Source organism: Paraburkholderia kirstenboschensis (assembly GCF_904848585.1).
GTDB classification, from domain to species: domain Bacteria; phylum Pseudomonadota; class Gammaproteobacteria; order Burkholderiales; family Burkholderiaceae; genus Paraburkholderia; species Paraburkholderia kirstenboschensis.
The window spans coordinates 1-18,551 of the sequence record NZ_CAJHCR010000024.1; the positions used below are offsets into that span (position 1 = coordinate 1).

Below are 18,551 nucleotides of genomic sequence, written 5' to 3' on the forward strand. Positions count from 1 at the left end.
CGTCATGGCGGTCTCCACAGGCGGGAAAACCGCACCAGCATGCGCTACAGACCCTTGGGGTACGACATCTGTACTTTGCTCAGGTACGACACTACTACTTTGCTCCCACAAGCTATCCGCAAAGAACCCGCGCAAACGCGAAGGACCGAAGCGTGTGCGTTACGCGACCGTCGAATGAACTGTGCACGGCGCCTATGCAATCCCTGCACGCGCGTGGTGCGTTCGCGGCGCAGCGACGGCCGCCCGGGAGCCAAATCATGGAAACAAAGAAAAGCTGGCTGCGCAAGGATCTCGATGCGTTGCGTCTGCGGTGGGACATGCTCACCCTTTATCAACGAGTCGAGCAGCTTGTCGCGCATGTGCTGAGCGTCGTGATTTCTATCATCGTTCTCGTGTCGCTGCGGCAGTTGATTGGCGCCGTGATTTCATTGCTGGTTTCGGACGCGCTGAACCCGCTGGATCACGCGGTATATCAGACCATCTTCGGCATGGTCATGACGCTGCTGATCGCTATGGAATTCAAACATTCAATTACGCGCGTGATGGCGCGGCGCGATCACATCGTGCAGGTCAAAACGGTGCTTCTGGTTGCGCTGCTGGCTATCGCCCGCAGAGTCATCATTCTCGATCCGGCCAGTGCGCCCGCCCAGATCGCGGCGCTTGCTTTTTGCGCTCGTAGCGCTGGGGAACGTGTACTGGGTGATGCGGCAGCGTGACGACCCGGTCGACGCCACGGCCGCCGTGCAAGCGGAGCGCGATCGCGTGGCGCACGCGCAGCGACAGCAAGGGGTACGGCCTGGCGAAGGCGGCCAGCGCGACAATTGACCCGACTCCCCACGCTCGTCACGTGATGGCAGCGTAAGCGTGAATGGAGCGGACGGCGTCGATGGTCACGCGAAGTCACGCCGTCTCCGGTTGCACCCCAGCGCCTACGTTAGCGTGTGCCCGGACTGGCGAGTTCGTTTCCAGCCATACGAAAACCGTTTCCACAGTCCCTCGGCCGACTCCCGCGAGACGCAGGCCACAGACCGCTTTGGATCCTCCCTGTTCCAGCTGGCATCGCCTTCAAACATGGCTCCTCGTCTGCTATTTATTCCGCTCCTTCGCGCTTGGTATGCCGGGCTGTCCGTTGCTCAGCCATTGCCCGCCTCACCAGCATGCCCAAAGTGTGCATCTCCTTTTCAACGTCCGGGGTCCATGGACGGCCATAGTTAAGCCGGATGTGACGGCGGAATTCGCGGCTGCATGAAAAGATTGCACCGGGTGCTATCGCGATCTCGTGCGCTTCCGCCATCTCGAACAACTGCACTGCCTCGACTCCTTCTGGAAGTTCCACCCACAGAAAGAATCCGCCCGGCGGCCGGACCACCAGTGTCCCTTTGGGGAAGTACCTGACGACCGCGGCCACCATGCGGGTCTGAAGGGACGCCAGTTCGCGGCGCAGTTTGCGCAGAAGCCGGTCGTAGTCCCCATGCTCAAGGTAATCGGCAATGGCGCATTGTACGGGCACAGATGCTGGGGCCATCGTCAGCCAACGCGCGTGCTCAACTCTCGCCGCGTATCGCCCCGCCGCTACCCAGCCGAGGCGCAGTCCAGGCGCAAGGCTCTTCGAAAACGAACCGCAGTGCAGCACGAGGCCGTGAGAATCAAAACGCTTTGCCGGATATGCTGGCGTCAAGCCAAAATGCAGTTCGCGGAATACGTCGTCCTCGATGAGCGGCACGCCATGTTTTGCCAGCAGCCTTACGAGCGCCTCCTTCCGTTCATCGGAGAGCGTCGCGCCGGTAGGCTGATGCAGCGTCGTCATAAACCAGCAAGCCCGTACTGGATGCTGCCGCAACGCCTCCGCCAGTACGCCGAGGTCGAGTCCACGGTGTGGATCGACAGGGATTTCCACCGCCTTCAGATGCAGGCGCTGCACCGCATCTTGCACAGCATGGAAAGTGGGCCGTTCTATTGCGATGGTGTCGCCAGGCCGCGTCAGAACCTGCAGACAGAGTACCAGTGCATCGAGCGCGCCACTCGTCACAACAACCTCATCGATCGGAACGGACACACCTGTGACAATGTAGCGCAGGGCGATCTGGCGACGCAGATCTGCTTCCGCCTTTCCCGCGGACAAGGCATTCCGGGAACTCGCCATCCTCCGGATTGCCGCAGTCAACGAGCGGGAGATCCGGCCAAAGGGGAACAGCAGGGCACTTGGCTCTGAAGAGCCGAGCCCCGGATGCGCGCATAGACGTTCAGCCCTCATGAAGCGGATAATCAGGCTGTCGCCATCAGCCTCGTCGATACTGCGCTTCGAAACAATCGCTAGTGATTTCGTTGGCGCAGGCCGACTTGCGATGAAATAGCCCGACCGAGGCCTCGCTACGATCAGGCCCCGTCGTTCGAGAGTGTAGTAAGCCTGGAAAACGGTTGAAGGGCTCACGCGGTACGAACTGCTCGCCTGGCGCACCGACGGGAGCCGCACACCGGGCTCAAGCGTACCGTTCGCAATCAGGTTTTCGAACTCTGCCGCCAGTTGGAAATAGCGCTTCATTATTATGTCATGCTAATTAAATAGAGCTGTCCTGGCTTGCTCCGGTTGCGGGTGGAACGCCTCATCTAGAAATTTCGAACCCGCCAGCCGAGCACGGTTGCAGCTCCCGCCGGCTGTGAGGACGGGGCGTTGGCGGTCTCGAGAAATGCCTTCAGCCGGCTGGCGCCGAGTGCACGGCTATAGAAGAACCCTTGACCAAACTCGGCGCGGCTCGCCCGCGCGGCGTTGTGATGTGCGGAGTTCTCAATGCCTTCGACCACAACCACGGCGCCCATCTCGTGGCCCATGCTCGTCATCGCACTGAGCTGTCTGGCGCGCTCATCGGGACCCATCCCCAGCACGTCCCTGTCAATCTTCACCATCTCAAAGGTCATGTCTGCCGACAGTTCATCTCCGACGTCAGGGGAACGCACGGCCGACAGGGCAAAACGCATTCCTTTATCACGCGCCTGCGCCATCATCGGGATGAGACGCTTTTTGAACTTCTTCGCGCTGCCTGCCCCGATCTTTAGTATTAGCGGCGGAAGACCGAGGGAGCCAACGTCGCCCAGGTCTGCGATGAACGCGGAACTTACCAGGTAAGAAGCAGGAGCGGTAACGCCCAGGTAGAGCGATTTCGGAACGCCGATTTCCCGCAGCTCCTCAGCGGCACGCGACAGGACGAATCGCGTCATCGGTGCGATCAAACTACTGTTCTCAATGAACTCCATATAGTGTGCGGGGCCCAGCGCGCCGTACTTCTCGTTGTCCCATCGCAACAACGCTTCGACGCCGACGCACCTGGCCTGCCCGACGCGAACGACGGGTTCGTACTCCACATGGAACTCGCCGCGACGCAGCCCAGCACGCGCCGCACGCACGAGCGACTTGTCGTAGCGAAGCCACCTTTTGAGGGCCCAGCCGACAATAGCGATCAGGACCGCCACCAGGATCGGCCACCATACAAAGCCCAGTATTGTCCATACCGAGGGACGCTGCGTAGCAATGCTCGCCGAAGGCCGCACCGAAGCGGGTGTGTCGGTGCCGATCGAAGGCGAGATCGCTTGCGTTTCACAACTCCTACCCAATGAGCAATCCGGGGTCGACATCGCTGGTGGTTCCGGCGACTGCTCCGCACGGTCGACCCGCGACGCGATACCGGCTACTGCGTCAGACGCCAGGAAGCCGCTTCGTACTGCCGCCGCGTGGTTGCTGATTTGCCACCGCAGTTCCCTGAGCAGCGTCACAACGCCTGGCCCCGAACTGGCCGTTGCAGCAGCGGTGCCGATGGCATCGGCACGCATGTTGTCTAGCGAATCGCAGGTGTTAGTCAGCACGGGCATCGGGCCTGCGACCGGTCCGGCAAGGGCTGCGGGAGCAACGGGCAACTGCGCAATGGACGCGCAGGCGGAGCCGAAGCGAATCGGGGGCACTGGTGGACCAGCAAGCCAGTCCGTCAATGGTTGCCAGACGTCGCGTTCAAACGTAAGGATGCGAGTGGAACCGGTGCTGGCCGGATCTGCAAGAGCGAGTGAAGTGCCTGTGCAGATGATCAGGACGACTGCCAACCCTTGTCTTGAGGCGCGACGGAGCGCGATGAAGGCGCTGAGCCTGATAGTTGATACCGGGAACCCAAGTGCCATTGATTTATCGATAAAAGAATTCGGCGTGGTAATCGTTATCGATCGGACCGCTACGCGTACGCGAAACATCGGAAGAAGTGGAACCGGTCTGCGCCGCACTTTGCCAGCGTGTGTGCGTCCGCAATAGAAGCAGATTGCAAAAGAAAAGCCGTATCAGATTGAAAAGTGGCTATCTTCTAAGGTAGGTGTAAGTGCTAGCGGGGCGGATCCGACGCCCGCAATGGTGTTCTCTGTGAGGAGCACAAGTTGAAACGGTACGAGCGGTTAGCCGACCAACTCAGTGGGCTCATCAAGCGCGGCGATCTGCCACCCGGCGCGCGTATTCCTTCGGTTCGCGCGGCGTGCAAGGCATGGGGCGTGAGCCCCTCGACGGTATTTCGCGCCTACTACCTGCTCGAAAACCGGGGCATGATCAAGGCGCGCGCGCGTTCCGGCTATTTCGTGTCGTCGGCTTCCAGAGAATTACCGCGGCAAAGCCCCGAAACCTCGCTAGGTACCGACCCGAAGACCGTCAATATCAGCGACCTTGTCTTTGAGGTCCTCAAGACGATCAGGCAGCCCCAGACCGTCCCACTCGGTTCAGCGTTCATGAGCCCGATGCTGTTTCCGATGGCACGGGTGGGAAAGTCGTGTGCGACGGCTAATCGCTCAACGGACCTGGCGACGATGGTTGACTCACTGCCGCCGGGACACGAAGACTTGCGGAAACTGATTTCATTGCGGTACCTGATGGCGGGGATGACGGTGCCCGTCGACGAGATCATCATTACGAGCGGTACACTCGAAGCCCTGACGCTAGGCGCCCAGTTGCTCGCCGATCCAGGCGATGTGATCGCGATCGAAAAGCCGACGTTCTATGCAGCGCTGCAGGCTATCGAGCGTCTGAGGCTGAACGTAGTGCAGATTCCTGTCGACCCGGTGGAGGGTCATGATCTGGATGCGCTCGCGCGGGCACTGCAGCAACTTCCGGTTCGGGCCTGCTGGTTCATGACCACGTTCCACAATCCGACCGGGGTGACGCTGCGCGATTCGAGGAAGCAGGCGCTGGTTGACCTGCTCGCCAGACACGACGTGCCGCTCATCGAGGATGACGTCTACAATGAGCTGCACTTTGGCCCGGACCCGGTGCGTCCGGCCAAATTCTTTGACCGGAATGGACTTGTCATCCATTGTGGATCGTTCGCGAAGTGCCTTGCGCCCGGATATCGTATCGGCTGGGCGGCAGCGGGAAGGTTCGCGGGCGGGCTGGAACGTGCAAAATGGATGAGCACGCTCTCGGCCAGCGTACCGGCGCAGCGAGCAATCGCCGACTATCTGCGGCACGGCGGCTATGAACGTTTCCTGCACAAACTACGTCGCGAGTTGGCCCATCAACAATCGCAGATGCTCGAGGCGATCAGCCGGTACTTCCCGGCCAATACGACGGCGACCAGGTCTGACGGCGGTTATTTCACATGGGTAGCGCTACCGGACCACATAGATTCGCTACAGTTCTTTCAGGCTGCGCTCAGCAGTGGCATCAGCGTCGCGCCCGGACCTATCTTCTCTGCGGATGGCGCTTTTCGCCACCGTGTGCGTCTGAACTATGGATACCCGTGGTCGGCTCAGTTCGATAAAGCGGCCGCGACACTAGGCGCCCTGTGCGCCGATGAATCACGCTGCGGCGCAAAGCTGGCCGGTCCGGTTCGGCCCGCATGATGCGGGCGTCGATCTCAACCGGGCATGCCGGCCGGTGAATCGTGAGGCTCGTGCACGACAATACGCGCCTTGCCCGCGACTTTCGCACGATACATTGCGGCGTCAGCCGCGCGTAACAGGGCTTCGCTACTCAACGACGCTGCCTGGTCGCGCGGTAGCATGCCGATACTCGCCGATAACTGGACGATCTTTGCCCCGAACGTCATGGGCTGGCTCAGTGTCAGCAGGATTGCGCGTGCAATCTTCTCCAGTGCAGCACGATCGATTGCAGGGCCGGTCAGCAGCACCGTGAACTCATCCCCGGCATGACGCGCAACCAGATCCTCGCCACGCACGCAGCGGCTGATCCGGCGCGCAACTTCAACCAGTACTTTGTCGCCGCACTGATGCCCGTATTTATCGTTGACAGCCTTGAAGCCGTCCAGGTCGATAAACATGATGGCAGCCACACCGTCACCGCCTGCTGCGCATGCCTCATCCAGCCTCTCGAGGAACGAGCGTCTGTTCGGCAGGCCGGTCAGCGCGTCGTGGAATGCCTGATGCCGCAGGCGATCGAGCAACGCCCTTCGCTCTGTCACATCCTGCACCAGCAGGTAGTACCCATCGGCCGACTGATCGTGAACGCGACGCGGCACCAGCACACCACGCAGGACACGTTGACTCCCGTTAAGCGTCGCTCCAACCTCGTACTCGACCCTTTCGCCGTTGAGCGCGCGTTGGACGTACGGCTCGATGGCAGCAAAATAGCCAGCGTCGAGAACCTCATGGGTGAGCCGTCCCACGATCTCGTCCGGGTCCAACCCAAACCACTCGCGATAGGTTGAGTTGGCGAAGCGATAACGTCGCTCACCGTCGACATAAGCGACCAGCACCGGCAGATTGTCAGCGATGGCGCGCAAATCTACGCGCGTGGCTCCCAATTGTCGCTCGGCGGTCGTCAGTTGCTCATGCGCCCTGCGCAGACCTTCCGAGGCCTCATGGGCTCCCCGTTGCAACGCAGCCTCCCGCGCATCGCGTGCGGTTTTTTCCCGTTGCTCCGCCTGGGTATCGTGAATGACAAACAGCCAGCCTCCGTCGCGCATCGACGTCGTCTGCTTCAGTGCCACCTGCACTCGCGCTGGCTTACTGTGCTTGTTGCGCAACCGGAACGTTACGTCGAGTGTCAGGATCTCGACCCCGCGGCCACGATTAAGTCCCTGCACGGCCTGTTCAAGCCTGGCCCGGTCGCTCGCATCCAGCAGATCGAGTATGTTCGTTTTCCTCAGCGGAGCGCGCGAGTGGGCGAAGAATTTCACGCAGGCATCATTCATGTGCCGCCACTCCCAGTCCCTTCCGATATGCGCGATAGCGACCGGAGTCCGATGGAACGTCTCGACGTAAAGCGCATGCTGGGTCTGAAGCCGGTCGATCGCCTGAAGCACCTGCAAGCGATCAGGGCTGTCCAGCTTGCGCAGGCCAACTTCGTGCTCGACCATTTGCCCCAGGTCTACCAGCATCTGACGCTGCTGGCGCGTGAAGCGCCGTGGCATCGAATGCATCACACATAGCGCACCGATGGGTTTGCCGCACGGCAGACGCAGCGCAATGCCTGCGAAAAAGCGGATCCCCGATTCGCTGGTTGGCAGTCGCTCCTGCGCAAGCCCCGCAGCGGACAACGTATCCCTGACGACGAACGGTTCCTCGCATTGGAGCGTCCGGCTATAGTAGGTCTCCACATGAAATACGACGTCCCGTTCGCACCCGCTTGCGCCTATGACTTCTGGCTGGTCCAGTGTGTCAAGACATACGACGGACATTGGCAAATTCAGCGCGCGCGCGGCGATCCGTGTCACGCGCTCAAAGTACTGATCGTCGTTGCTTCCTGTGGGCAGGGCCACGCTGGCTGGTTGTGGCTGCTCCGCATCCATGATGCATTGGTCTTTCACGCTTTAAGCTCCGTTCCGGTGCCATCTTGTAATGTGTTTATCGACGCCGACGCAAGTGCCCGGAGCTGATCGATTGCCATCGGCTTCCCAAACCAGTAACCCTGCGCCAGGTCGATTCCCGAGCGCTGTACCACATCGTGTTCGGCAGCGCTCTCGACGCCTTCCACGACAATTTTCGCACCATGTGTATGCACTAACGCGGCTACCGACTTCAGAAACTGGATGCGCGCTTCGCCGCGCATGGCTAGAAAACGCCGGTCTACCTTCACGTAATCGAACCGGAAGTCCGCGAGTAAGTCAAAATTACTGAAGCCGGTGCCGAAATCGTCGAGTGACAGGCGTACGTCGCGTTGCCTCAACTGGTTAAGCGCCGTGACAACCCGCGTCGTACGCTCGACGCAGCTGCGCTCGGTGAGTTCCAGAACGAGGCGCTCCAGCATCGGACCGGCGGACTCACAGATATCCTCGACGAAGCGGTCCTCCATCAGATGCCGCGCGCAGATATTTACCGATATATGCCAGTGCTGAGGGAACGGCAACTGGGTCAGTGCGCTATGTGCCTCGCGCAGCACGAAACAGGTCAACGCGCCGAGCAGATGCGTGCCTTCGAGCTCTCCAATGAACTGCCCGGGCCCCCGGCTCCGAACTTTGGATGACCCCACCGGAGCAGAGCTTCTACGCCCACGCAGTGTCGCGTGCGCATGTCCACAATGGGCTGATAGACGACATGGAACTCCCCACGGCGAAGACCGATGCGCGCCGCGCGCCGCAATCTTGCTTTTGGGCGAACCCGGTAACCAACGTACACAACTGCGCCGCAAGCAAATAGTGCGATAGCCAGAAAAACGGCGTCGCGAGATGCGAACAGGTTGGCCGCGAGGAAGCCAGCCAGGCTCGACGCAACGGCGACAGTCACCGCCGCGTCAAGACGCTCGTCGAATACGGGTCGCAGCCGGCGTATTCGTGCTGTGTAGCGTTGCAAAAATCGCATGAGGTTGTTGTCGCACGGTTATCTGAGTTGCGAACTATGACCTGACTGCGCTTCCAAAACGAGTAGCAGTTACGCGTCAGAACATGCGTATCAGATCCGCAGCTACACACAGTAAGTCGGCGCGGCAACTCTGTCAGGTAGGCTTGGCTGCACGCCGGAATCATTCTCACGCCGTGCCGTGCCTTGCATGACAACGAAGACGCTTGCCGGCAGATCGGCAGGCAACGAGGACATGATTTTTCTGAGTGCCTGCAGACCGCCAAGCGACGCCGCGACCACCACGATATCCCGCGCATCCGACATCTTTTTCATGTCTTTACTCTGAGTTACCGATGAACATTCAGAGCAAAACTTACGCCTGTTTTTCGCGACAGCGCTGGGAAAGAACGGTGAGAGGCGGCTCGCCGCTCAAACTTCCTGCTGGCAGTCGGGCGCCCACCCGGCATGACAGTCGGGCGTCACCGGCAGTCAGATGTAGCCGGAAACTGGCCTGTCCTGTACCAAGGGGCGCATGGACGCACCGTCACCGGCAAGCAGTGTGATCAGTCCGACCAGCTGGCCTGGCGGCCAGCCTTTCTGCACATAATGATCGCAATTCCACTGGTACGCGGGTCCCCCCGCAGCGCGCGTGCAGCCTCATAGCCGTTGCAATGCAGCATCGAAATGTCCATCAGGATGACATGCGGCGCCCATGAGGTTCCCAGGTCAATCGCGTCGCTGCCGCCGAAGACAGCGCGGGACTCCAGGTCCTCCAGCGACAGATAGGCGGCCAGCGCAAGGGCCGCATTGTGGTTGTCGTCGACGACGAGGACGCGCAAGCGGGCTCCGTCGTCGATTTAGACCCGTCGTCCAGTCCATGGCCGGGGCGCCCGATGGAATAATTTTGATGATTTCATAAAAAGCGACTCCAGTACGCCCGTGTCGCCGACTCTCCCGTGCCTGGTTGCCTCTCAGGGAAAACCGACGTCAGGGGCCGGAGCCCAGTTTTAAAAAAAGCGCCTGTGAAAGTAAAGGTATATTGTGTCCGAAACTGCCCAGCGGATGACCCGTCGGTTCTGCTAGAACAGTAACTGCCACCTTAATGGAAGCGCGCCATGGAACGGATCTGTCAGGAAACCGTGAGTCAGCTGGACCACCGCTGGACGGTTCTGATCAACGAGCTCAACCGGTATTGCAGAGGCCGGTATCCCGATCCGCTTTGCGCCGACGTTCTCCGGCTTACCCGCGAAACCGAGCGGCTGGTCAAGCTGATCAGTTCGAGAGAGACCTTATCCTGACCGACCGCGCTCTCGTGCAGAATGGCGACCTGAAGGTCGCCATGTTCGAGCTGCACTAAGTGATCGCCGGGCGCCTTGGCGGCCACCAGATGTGATCGCCGGTAGCGCGATACGCTTCACGAACGTTACCGGGGCGGCTTCCTCTCTACGAGCGGTGGCAGCGATCGCCGGCCAAGTGTTATATCAGGCGACCGGGCTTCTTGGATGGAGGTGCCGTGCCACGTTCGATGCGCCTGGCGTGGCGCACATTGATACCGGGCTTAGGCGCGATCTCCGGCGAGTGGTGTTAGTGTCTGGACATGCAGAGGCGAACCCTCCGTCTGCTTCAGGCTCATGCAGGCCCCCGGTTAAACAGGTAACGTGGATCAACTTCTTGCATTCATCTGAACCGGGTAAAAGTCGGTAGGAAGTCGTAAGGCTGCGAGCTGCAATCCGTTGTACATCGCTCGCGGTGAGTGAGCCGTGAGGATCAACGGCTGCTTTTGCGCCGACCATTCCGATGAGTATCGTGGGCTTACGCCGTTTCAAATGTTCCGCGAATTGAACGTCGCTCTGGAACGACGGAGAGCTCGTATGAATGATGAGCAGTTCGTATTGCTGCGCAATGTCAAGGGTCGTTTCCAGCGACAGGCCATCCGCGGGAGCATCCACGAGGCGGCAATCCTCGATCAGCGCAGCGGGCTGGGCGAGCCAATCCGTGCTTGCGCGCCGATGCAACCGGCGTAGACAGCCGCGGCAGGGTCGCCGACCACGGGGCGCTCGACTGATCAAAAAGCACGGACGCGCTCAGCACTCGCCACGACATGGACGACAGGTACGTTGCCGTCGCACAAATGAGCAACCCGGCGTGGAGGCCCGCCGCACTCAGTAGCCAAATTACGCAGATCACCGCATATAAGCTGGTCAATTCGCTGACCTACCTGGCAAACGTCGCGCATGATCTCACCGGCAACTACGCGCTCGGCAAGAATATCGATGCGAGCGCGCCGGGCAACGCCGCCTTTGGTCCAATTGGCAATCGCGCCACGCCGGGAAGTGGCTTTCCGCCATTTGTCCGCCACAGCACGCCCTATCAAGGAGCGTCATCGATGCATGTACTTTCCACCCGTTAGCATGGTTTCTGCGACCATTGATAGGCACTTGCCCATGACATCAATTCGGATATTCTGCATCTGCCTTGTTGATGTTGATTTCTGGAAGGAGGTAGCTTTGTTCAATGCTAACGCGTTTGTAAGCACTGCACGATTACTTAAAAAGACTCTGGAATGGCCTATTCATAAGCTCATGCCGGTTGCAATCAAGGCTATGTTTCTACCGCCTCACAACGCCTCGATCTCGGATAAGACATGGAATGACGAGTACGATTCCGGAGCTTGGGATTTTCTTTCCACTACCAAAGGAAGTCGGCCGGTACAGCGTGATCGTGGGCTATTGCCTGCACTTCAAACCGGCGGCCCGCGTTCTGGACGTTGGGTGCGGCACGGGCATCCTTGCACGCTGGCTTTCGGGTGCCGCAATATCCAGTTACCTCGGTATCGACCTGTCGGAAGCCGCCATCGAGAAGGCGCGCCAGTCGAACATCCAGGGAGCGGAGTTCGCTGTAGCCGATGGCACCGCGTTCAAGACTTCACAGCTGTTCGACGTCATCGTCTTTAACGAAGTACTCTATTACATCAGGACTCCAGAAGACTTGTGTCAGCCGGTCCGGTTGAGGGCCGGGTTTGAGCTCAGTCCAGACGGGACGCACGGCCACATCCCATCGTGCAGGGGTTTTGTCGCGTTAAGGCGGGAGAGGGTAGTATTCGAGCCTGACTAATATGCTTTGGCTGGCCGATGAAGAAGACCCAAACACTGCGAGTGCTAAAGCGCCTTCACTATCCGCTCGATGTGATGTTGCTATGCGTGCGGTGGTACGTCGCCTACTCACTGAGTTTGCGAAATCCCGGAAAATGATGGCCGAGCGCGGTATTGAGGTTGATCATTCCACGGTGCATCGTTGGGGGATCAAGTTGGTGCCGTTGTTCGAGAAGACGTTCCGTAAGCGCAAGCAGCCGGTAGGCGACAGGTGGCGGATGGACGAAACGTATATCAAAGTCAAAGGCCAGTGGAAGTACCTCTCCCGGCGGTGGACAAGGCGGCCCAAACCATCGATTTCCTGTTCAGAGCGACGCGCGACAAGGTGGCAGCGCGGGGCGGCTTTGAAAAATCGATCGCTCAGAACGGTGTACCCGCGACGGTAACCATTGATAAAAGCGGCTCTAATCTGGCTGCGCTGCACGCGGTGAACGCCGAGCGAGAGACGCCCATCACGATTCGTCAAGTCAAGTACCTAAATAACGTGGTCGAGCAGGACCATTGGGCCATCAAACGCATCACCCGACCGATGCTGGGCTTGAAGTGACGACCAGCGCCGTGTATCTGAAACCATGCGGGCGCAGCTGGGTGACGCGCGTCATCAGGCGGGCGTGCTGCAGGGGCGCCTGGAAGCCGTTCAGGTCGAGAATGGCCGGCTGCAGACGGAGGTGATGACGCTGCGTGAAGCGGAAGCGCGTGCGCGGGAAGACAGGCAGTCCGCTGTCCCCGCTGCTGTCCGGGAGACATCACGTTCGACCCGTTCGTCCCGGGTCGTACCGACCGCCAGCCCAGCCAGGCGTCGCAAGAAAGCGGTATAAACGCAAAGGTACCTGCCACCAGGGAAATGGGCTGCATGGCTGATCTTACCTGCTCACTGGATTGACGCTTCCCCAGGGCGTCGCGCATGAGTCCCTGCCCGGGACAGTGACGTGCTTCGTGTCGGATTGCTGGCCAGGCATGAGCCGCACGCAGATGATGGCCCGCGCGAAACGGCGGGGTGTGCGCCTGTCGTTCCGCGCAACCGCGCCATGTCCGCCCGGCGAAACCGGCGTGTTCGAGCTGCGCTTCAACGATGGCGCAGGCGAATGCCTGATGCTGGCGCGGCTACAGCGAATCGGAAAAAGGAGCGTTAAACATCGGCAAACCGGCCGGACCGACGTGTCCCGGCCCCCGCCGCGAGACTCCCGGCAGATCAGCCTGTTCTGAGGCGTCGGTACCGGTTGCCGCGCAAGCGGCTGGTCGATATGCTCCCACCCTCCAACATAGACCCGGAGCGAGAAGTGAGGCGCGTGACAGTCAGGAAATCATCGGTGCATGGCCGCGGCGTCTTCGCACTACAGGCGATTCCCGCCGGCCAGCGGATCTTCGAATATCATGGTGAGGTCACTTCGTGGCGGCGGGCCTCTGCGCGGTACCGGCGCTCCGGCGTGCCCGGTCACACCTTCATCTTCGGGCTGGCTGACGGTCGCGTGATTGACGGCAGCGTCGGGGGCAACAGCGCCCGCTGGCTGAACCACTCCTGCCAGCCGAACTGCGAGGCGATCGAGGACGGGCGGGGACGGGTTTTCATCGAGACGATCAGAAACGTGAAGGCGGGCGACGAGCTCTTTATCGCCTATAGACTCACGATCGGTGAGGCGATCACGCCCGAGTTGGCCGCCGACTATGTGTGTCGGTGCGGCGCGAAGAGGTGTACCGGTTCGATGCTGGATCTGACGAGCGGATAGCGGCTTGCGCCAGACGCGGGAGACCTCAGCGCTAGCGGTGTGAAATGGGGCACTCCCGGAAGCCTGGCCGGGTAGTTGTTTTGAAACTGATAGGGCCGACGTGAAGATTGTCTCCGCACTGCGGAGGAAATGTAGGGCAATCCGGAAAGTCGCGCCCGGTTTGCCGTCCAGCGCCGGCTCCGGTAACGTATCTTTCTCAATCACACTGGGCAATGCGGTCGCAGTGCCCGTTTCAAAGGAAACGAAACCATGAACAAGCAGGAACTCGTTGATGCCGTGGCCGCCGCCACCGGAAACAGCAAGGTGGCAGTCGCAGGCGCGGTCGATGCACTCATCGGGGCGGTGACGAGCGCGGTCGCGAAAGGCGATACTGTGCAACTGGTCGGTTTCGGTACCTTTGCGACCGGAGCGCGCGCCGCACGGATGGGTCGTAATCCCGCCACCGGCGCGGAGATGCAGATTGCCGCGGCAACCACCGTGAAATTCACGGCAGGCAAGGCGTTCAAGAATGCAGTGAACGCAGCGTGAATGGTGTGGTGACGCCTTCTCTTCCGCCGGTGGCCGGAGCGTGCCTCGCATGAGCGGGCTCACGCTCGCACCATTGCCCAACGAAGTTCGGGTCCTGATCGATTCGGCACGTGAGAGCACGGCAGCAGCCGTGAACGCCGAGCTGCCCCTGCTGTACTGGCAGATTGAACTGCTCGAACTGGACAAGAGCGGGCTTCACGTCGCCGAATAAAGAGGCGGAACGCCTGATCCTGTGGGCGATCCTTGAACGTGGACGGGCGCTGTCGTCGCTGACCACCGAAGACGCGATTGCGTACCGCGCATTTCTGCGCCGCCCGACCCCGCGAGAACGCTAGATCGGGCCGCCGTGGCCGCGCACCGCCCGCGACTGGAGACCGTTGGCCGGTAACCTGTCGGTGCGTTGGACCGCGTATGCGCTTTCGGTGGTCGGTGCACTGTTTCACTGACTGATCGAACAGCGGTACGTGCTTGCCAACCTCCTTGCCGGCATCAAGGTACGAGGCCGCACGCGAGTCACGCCGCTCGACACCTCGCGCGGCTTCAGCGAGGGCGAGCGGGTGCTCCATTACCAGAACCCGGTTGCGGAACGTAATGCGGCGCTTTTTTGATCGAGCCGCCGATGCCATCGGCTCCAACGATCCGACGGCCGCGGAGAAGCTGCGACGCGCAAGCCCGCACTGGATGAGGCATACGCACGCCTCCCATGCACTTGCCCGCGGGGCGGAACTGACGACCGGGCGGGATAACCTGCGCGATGCCTCGATTGCGACAACCTCCATCAACGCTCTAAAGGTCGTGCGGTAGGTAACCGCACGACGTAGAACTCGACATGCCGCGATGCCACCGACGCTTACTTTACTTCGAACGTGTAATCGCCGTGGGTGCGATGCCCGTCCACGGCGACTGCCACCCAGTGCACGGCATAGCGCCCGGCCTGCAAGGGAGGCAGCGCAACGGTGATCAAGTCCGGCTGTTGCGCATCGACCGCGGACTTAGCGGCGTTGACCTGCACTCCGACGGCGTTGGTGACCGTGACCGACGAAAATGCTGGCTCCAGCGGCCCGTCGAAGGTGATCTTCACCTGCGACGGTGCTGCAACGCTCGCGCCGGCTCCCGGTTCCTGCTTCTGCGGGAACACGTGCGCAAACGCAGTGCTGGCGAGAACAAGCCCGGCGGAGAACCCGGCCACGCTCGCGATGGCCCGTTTCCAAGGGCCTTGATTCCGGTTCATCATGAACTCCTTTGTCACTGGAACAGCGGTTTGCCAAGCGTCCTGGGCGCGACATCGTCAAAGAAAATGTGGGCCTGCACGAGAATGCCTACGTGCGAGCCGCTCGCGCGGTTCACCGGGATCTGCGCTTCGACACCGAATTGACCATAGCGGTTGATCCAGATAAAGCCAGGATTGACCGTGCCAGTCGTCTGTCCCTGGCTTCTCGACAACGGAACCTCGACGATGGGAATGATGTTCGAGAGCGGTTGAGGCAAACCGAGATCACGTACATGCTGCTGCAGATAGGGCAGGCTGTACTGGAACGTGAAGCCGTAGTTGAACGCATTAGGCTGTCCCGCGCCCGTAGTCAGGGCGGGTGCGGCTTCGGCGGTAATCGCGATCGGGCGCAGGTATGCCAGGGAATCGGGCAGGTCTCCCATGCCCTTGCCGGCATAGATGGTCGGCGAGATGGTGGAAAAGTTGTCGGCAATCGCGCGGCTTCCCGTGCCGCCAAACTCGGCATTGACGCCGACGGACGTCATGAACTCGTGCGCGTCGTTGACGTACAGCAAATATTTCAGGCCGACACCGAAATTATTGAAGCCCCGGGCGGTCGGGTTGTTTTGCATCACATACGATCCGTCGACCGATAGTGCCAGTCTCGGTGTGATCAGCTTGTCGTACTCGAAATTAAAAGTATTGATGCTCTGATCGCCATCGTCGCCGGGGACGCGCTGGTGGCCATACACAAGATTTGCTTCGTCGCCTACACCGGGGTCATCCACTGCCATGGTCGCCGGAAAGACGCGGTCGCCTGCAATAGCGTGAGCTGCCGCGAGCGAGGGGATTAGCAGAAGTGAGCTCGTGGCGGCCGAGATGATTGCTGCCGTGAGCAGCGGTTTGCCACCGCGCGTTGAAATGGTGTGCACGGTTCATCCTTTGTTTGAGATCGTTGTAGCGTCGTCGCATCTCCGGAAACAGACGTGCGACAGACTGCGATGCGCGAATGCATCGCGTCGGTAGACTCAAATCAGGATGAGACTGGAGGGGCGCGGGGCTGCGCAGCGGTGAATGACAGGACGCGCCGAACGCGCTCGAAGCGGGTTGCAATGCGATGCTGGATTGTCCAGACCGTGATGGCAAAAGTGGGTTGAACGCCTGGCATCGCCGGCATGTGGGCAAGGAGGTTGCAGTAGCCGCAAGCCTGCCCGTGGGAAGCCAGGGAATGGGAAGCGTCCTGGTCATTCGGCGCGTCGTCTGGCGTTGATTGCGTGGAGCAAAGCGAGGCCGGAAGAGCTGTCGCATCACGACCCGAAGCGAGCATCTGAGACACCCCAGGTGCGAAAATCACCATCAGGATCGCAAACAATCCCAAAAGGCTGCCAGTCTTCAGATGGAAGCGCGCGAGCATGGGTCAGGTGGGCGGAGCGACACTGTCGTCATGATGCGCGATTATGGCACGACGTGTTCAAGGCGCGTAGAGAGTGGCCACCGTTTGTCGATGGGGCGATTCCCGCTTCTGTTGAATCGAAGTGCGGCTGGCAGCTGTCGGAATGGATGGTGTTGAAAAAGTCTGTCGACGCGCGGATTGTTCGGTATCCTGGAAGACATCGATCGACGGGAGTGATTCGTCATGATGGGTCAACTGGGCAGCGGACAGGACAAACTTTTCTACTCGTTCAACCTCGATAACCACGTCCCTCGCGAGCACCTGTTGAGAGGCATTGATCACTTCCTGGATCTGAGTGATCTACGCCGGCATCTCGCGCCGTACTACAGTCCGATGGGACGGCCATCGATTGATCCGGAGCTCATGATCCGCATGTTGATCGTCGGCTACTGTTTCGGCATCCGGTCAGAGCGCAGGCTATGCGAAGAGGTGCATCTGAATCTGGCGTATCGATTGTTCTGCCGCCTGAGCCTGGAGGACGCCGTACCGGAACACTCGACATTCTCCAAGAACCGCCACGGTCGCTTCCGCGATAGCGATGTGCTACGCCATGTGTTCGAGTCGGTAGTGGGTCGATGCATGTCCGAAGGGCTCGTAAAGGGTGAAGGATTCGCGATTGACGCGAGCATCATCAGAGCCGATGCGAGCTCTGTACGCGGTGTTCCGGGTTCTGAGCCCATCGACTGGGGTTGCGTTAAGGGCCAAAGCCGTGCAGTGCGGGAGTATCTGGAAGCATTGGAAGAAGCGAATCCGGCAAGCACCGAAGTGGCGGAGAAGGCAGAGACATCGAAGCCGCCAAAGAGGGTATCTCTGACGGATCCCGCCGCGAGCTGGACAGCCGCGAAGGGTGGCTTGCCGTTCTTCGCCTACTCGACCAACTATCTGATTGACCTGCAGGCAGGGATCATCGTGGACGTCGAGGCGACGCCCGCGAACCGGTCGCACGAAGTGGAATCAACCAGGACGATGATTGACCGCGTTGAGCGGCGGCATGATCTCAAACCTCGACGTCTTGCAGGCGACACCGCGTATGGCTCAGCGGCGATGCTTGCCTGGATGATCGAAGAGAAGGAAATTGCACCACATGTTCCGGTCTGGGATAAAACCGCACGCAAGGACAATACATTGTCCAGCATCGAGTTCAAATGGGATGAACTGGCCAATGAATATCGCTGCCCCACCGGGCACGCACTACGCAGTGATCGGCGCAAGTTCAGAAATCCGCGCTCGCGAGTCACGAAGGCTGACACGATAATCTATCGGGCAAGCCAGTTTGACTGCGAGAACTGTTCGATGAAGGATCGCTGCTGCCCGAATACACCATTCCGCAAGATTGCTCGAAGCATCCATGAAGCTGCGCGTGACAAAACGAGACGTATTGCGAACACGCCTGAATACAATCAATCTTGTCGTGAGCGAAAGAAGGTGGAAATGCTCTTCGCCCATCTCAAACGTATCTTGAAACTGGACCGTCTGCGACTGCGCGGTCCAAGCGGTGCCCATGATGAGTTTCTGATGGCAGCAACTGCGCAAAATCTGCGAAGAATGGCCAAGCGGCTAGTGCCAGGAAGCAAGCAGATGAACCAGGCAGTCGCATGACGGGCAACGGGGATCGTTGCCTCGTTCAAGTTTGCCGCTTCGCCGATCACCACAACTCGAAAACGTGCCGCGGACTTCAGCGCTTCGAGCCAAAACAAGACTTTTTCAACACAATCATTTACTTA

19 protein-coding genes and 4 pseudogenes are annotated in these 18,551 nt (G+C 60.1%); 12 read left to right on the plus strand and 11 right to left on the minus strand.

What is annotated here, in order from left to right:
- Positions 1 to 257 precede the first annotated feature (257 nt).
- A pseudogene (locus tag JMY24_RS34285) lies at positions 258 to 825 on the plus strand (phosphate-starvation-inducible PsiE family protein).
- A gap of 265 nt (positions 826 to 1,090) precedes the next feature.
- On the opposite strand, the gene JMY24_RS34290 reads toward JMY24_RS34285, so the two are convergent.
- A complete protein-coding gene (locus JMY24_RS34290) occupies positions 1,091 to 2,542 on the minus strand; it encodes an aminotransferase-like domain-containing protein (RefSeq protein ID WP_128597293.1) in 1,452 nt (483 codons plus the stop codon).
- A 65-nt stretch (positions 2,543 to 2,607) separates the two neighbouring features.
- Positions 2,608 to 4,164 carry an EAL domain-containing protein gene (locus tag JMY24_RS34295; RefSeq protein ID WP_128597294.1) on the minus strand — a complete coding sequence of 519 codons (1,557 nt, stop codon included), beginning with the start codon at positions 4,162 to 4,164 and terminating at the stop codon, positions 2,608 to 2,610.
- 246 nt (positions 4,165 to 4,410) lie between these two features.
- Between JMY24_RS34295 and JMY24_RS34300 the strand changes: the two genes are divergently transcribed.
- Positions 4,411 to 5,862 (plus strand): aminotransferase-like domain-containing protein, encoded by a 1,452-nt coding sequence (locus JMY24_RS34300; RefSeq protein WP_128597295.1) that lies wholly within the window; start codon positions 4,411 to 4,413, stop codon positions 5,860 to 5,862.
- 14 nt (positions 5,863 to 5,876) lie between these two features.
- Here the strand turns inward: JMY24_RS34300 and JMY24_RS34305 are convergent, their stop codons facing one another.
- The 5 genes from JMY24_RS34305 to JMY24_RS38795 all read right to left on the minus strand — a co-directional run bounded on the left by JMY24_RS34305 (position 5,877) and on the right by JMY24_RS38795 (position 9,596).
- A complete protein-coding gene (locus tag JMY24_RS34305; RefSeq protein WP_201703745.1) occupies positions 5,877 to 7,787 on the minus strand; it encodes a diguanylate cyclase domain-containing protein in 1,911 nt (636 codons plus the stop codon).
- Positions 7,784 to 8,359: an EAL domain-containing protein gene (locus JMY24_RS34310; protein WP_413231291.1), complete on the minus strand. Its 576-nt coding sequence runs from the start codon at positions 8,357 to 8,359 to the stop codon at positions 7,784 to 7,786. The genes JMY24_RS34305 and JMY24_RS34310 overlap by 4 nt, the downstream gene beginning before the upstream one ends.
- A gap of 8 nt (positions 8,360 to 8,367) precedes the next feature.
- On the minus strand, positions 8,368 to 8,778 hold the full coding sequence (locus tag JMY24_RS39460) for an EAL domain-containing protein (RefSeq protein ID WP_279387590.1): 411 nt from the start codon (positions 8,776 to 8,778) through the stop codon (positions 8,368 to 8,370).
- A 102-nt stretch (positions 8,779 to 8,880) separates the two neighbouring features.
- A complete protein-coding gene (locus JMY24_RS34315) occupies positions 8,881 to 9,090 on the minus strand; it encodes a chemotaxis protein CheB (RefSeq protein WP_236597657.1) in 210 nt (69 codons plus the stop codon).
- A 230-nt stretch (positions 9,091 to 9,320) separates the two neighbouring features.
- Positions 9,321 to 9,596 carry a response regulator gene (locus JMY24_RS38795; protein WP_236597658.1) on the minus strand — a complete coding sequence of 92 codons (276 nt, stop codon included), beginning with the start codon at positions 9,594 to 9,596 and terminating at the stop codon, positions 9,321 to 9,323.
- A gap of 276 nt (positions 9,597 to 9,872) precedes the next feature.
- Here JMY24_RS38795 and JMY24_RS34325 point away from each other — a divergent pair, with 276 nt between their 5' ends.
- The gene (locus JMY24_RS34325; protein WP_236597659.1) at positions 9,873 to 10,055 is read left to right on the plus strand and encodes a hypothetical protein; all 183 of its coding nucleotides are present in this window, start codon (positions 9,873 to 9,875) and stop codon (positions 10,053 to 10,055) included.
- A 441-nt stretch (positions 10,056 to 10,496) separates the two neighbouring features.
- Here the strand turns inward: JMY24_RS34325 and JMY24_RS34330 are convergent.
- Positions 10,497 to 10,748: pseudogene (locus JMY24_RS34330) on the minus strand (hopanoid biosynthesis associated radical SAM protein HpnJ); the annotation flags it as partial.
- Positions 10,749 to 10,858: 110 nt separating this feature from the next.
- Here JMY24_RS34330 and JMY24_RS34335 point away from each other — a divergent pair.
- The 8 genes and pseudogenes from JMY24_RS34335 to JMY24_RS34370 form a co-directional block, all read left to right on the plus strand.
- Positions 10,859 to 11,167: a hypothetical protein gene (locus tag JMY24_RS34335; RefSeq protein ID WP_201703747.1), complete on the plus strand. Its 309-nt coding sequence runs from the start codon at positions 10,859 to 10,861 to the stop codon at positions 11,165 to 11,167.
- A 239-nt stretch (positions 11,168 to 11,406) separates the two neighbouring features.
- Positions 11,407 to 11,871: a class I SAM-dependent methyltransferase gene (locus JMY24_RS34340; protein ID WP_236597660.1), complete on the plus strand. Its 465-nt coding sequence runs from the start codon at positions 11,407 to 11,409 to the stop codon at positions 11,869 to 11,871.
- Positions 11,872 to 11,888: 17 nt separating this feature from the next.
- A pseudogene (locus JMY24_RS34345) lies at positions 11,889 to 12,453 on the plus strand (IS6 family transposase); the annotation flags it as partial.
- Positions 12,454 to 12,866: 413 nt separating this feature from the next.
- A complete protein-coding gene (locus JMY24_RS34350; protein WP_236597661.1) occupies positions 12,867 to 13,115 on the plus strand; it encodes a hypothetical protein in 249 nt (82 codons plus the stop codon).
- A gap of 74 nt (positions 13,116 to 13,189) precedes the next feature.
- Positions 13,190 to 13,636, plus strand: a complete 447-nt coding sequence (locus JMY24_RS34355) for an SET domain-containing protein (RefSeq protein ID WP_027803158.1) — start codon at positions 13,190 to 13,192, stop codon at positions 13,634 to 13,636.
- A gap of 189 nt (positions 13,637 to 13,825) precedes the next feature.
- On the plus strand, positions 13,826 to 14,164 hold the full coding sequence (locus tag JMY24_RS34360) for an HU family DNA-binding protein (protein ID WP_268960842.1): 339 nt from the start codon (positions 13,826 to 13,828) through the stop codon (positions 14,162 to 14,164).
- A 49-nt stretch (positions 14,165 to 14,213) separates the two neighbouring features.
- Positions 14,214 to 14,375 (plus strand): DUF1016 N-terminal domain-containing protein, encoded by a 162-nt coding sequence (locus JMY24_RS34365; protein WP_201703749.1) that lies wholly within the window; start codon positions 14,214 to 14,216, stop codon positions 14,373 to 14,375.
- A pseudogene (locus JMY24_RS34370) lies at positions 14,374 to 14,968 on the plus strand (site-specific integrase); the annotation flags it as partial. The gene JMY24_RS34365 and the pseudogene JMY24_RS34370, both read left to right, overlap by 2 nt.
- Before the next feature lie 46 nt (positions 14,969 to 15,014).
- Here JMY24_RS34370 and JMY24_RS34375 read toward each other — a convergent pair.
- The 3 genes from JMY24_RS34375 to JMY24_RS34385 form a co-directional block, all read right to left on the minus strand.
- Positions 15,015 to 15,395, minus strand: coding sequence for a copper resistance CopC family protein (locus tag JMY24_RS34375; RefSeq protein WP_128595134.1), 381 nt, complete (start codon positions 15,393 to 15,395; stop codon positions 15,015 to 15,017).
- A 14-nt stretch (positions 15,396 to 15,409) separates the two neighbouring features.
- The gene (locus JMY24_RS34380; RefSeq protein WP_193425094.1) at positions 15,410 to 16,306 is read right to left on the minus strand and encodes a hypothetical protein; all 897 of its coding nucleotides are present in this window, start codon (positions 16,304 to 16,306) and stop codon (positions 15,410 to 15,412) included.
- Between the two features lie 101 nt (positions 16,307 to 16,407).
- Complete coding sequence (locus JMY24_RS34385; RefSeq protein ID WP_128595135.1) at positions 16,408 to 16,788, minus strand: DUF2946 domain-containing protein; 381 nt, start codon at positions 16,786 to 16,788, stop codon at positions 16,408 to 16,410.
- 222 nt (positions 16,789 to 17,010) lie between these two features.
- Between JMY24_RS34385 and JMY24_RS34390 the strand changes: the two genes are divergently transcribed.
- Complete coding sequence (locus tag JMY24_RS34390; protein ID WP_128595136.1) at positions 17,011 to 18,426, plus strand: transposase; 1,416 nt, start codon at positions 17,011 to 17,013, stop codon at positions 18,424 to 18,426.
- The last annotated feature ends 125 nt before the right edge of the window (positions 18,427 to 18,551 follow it).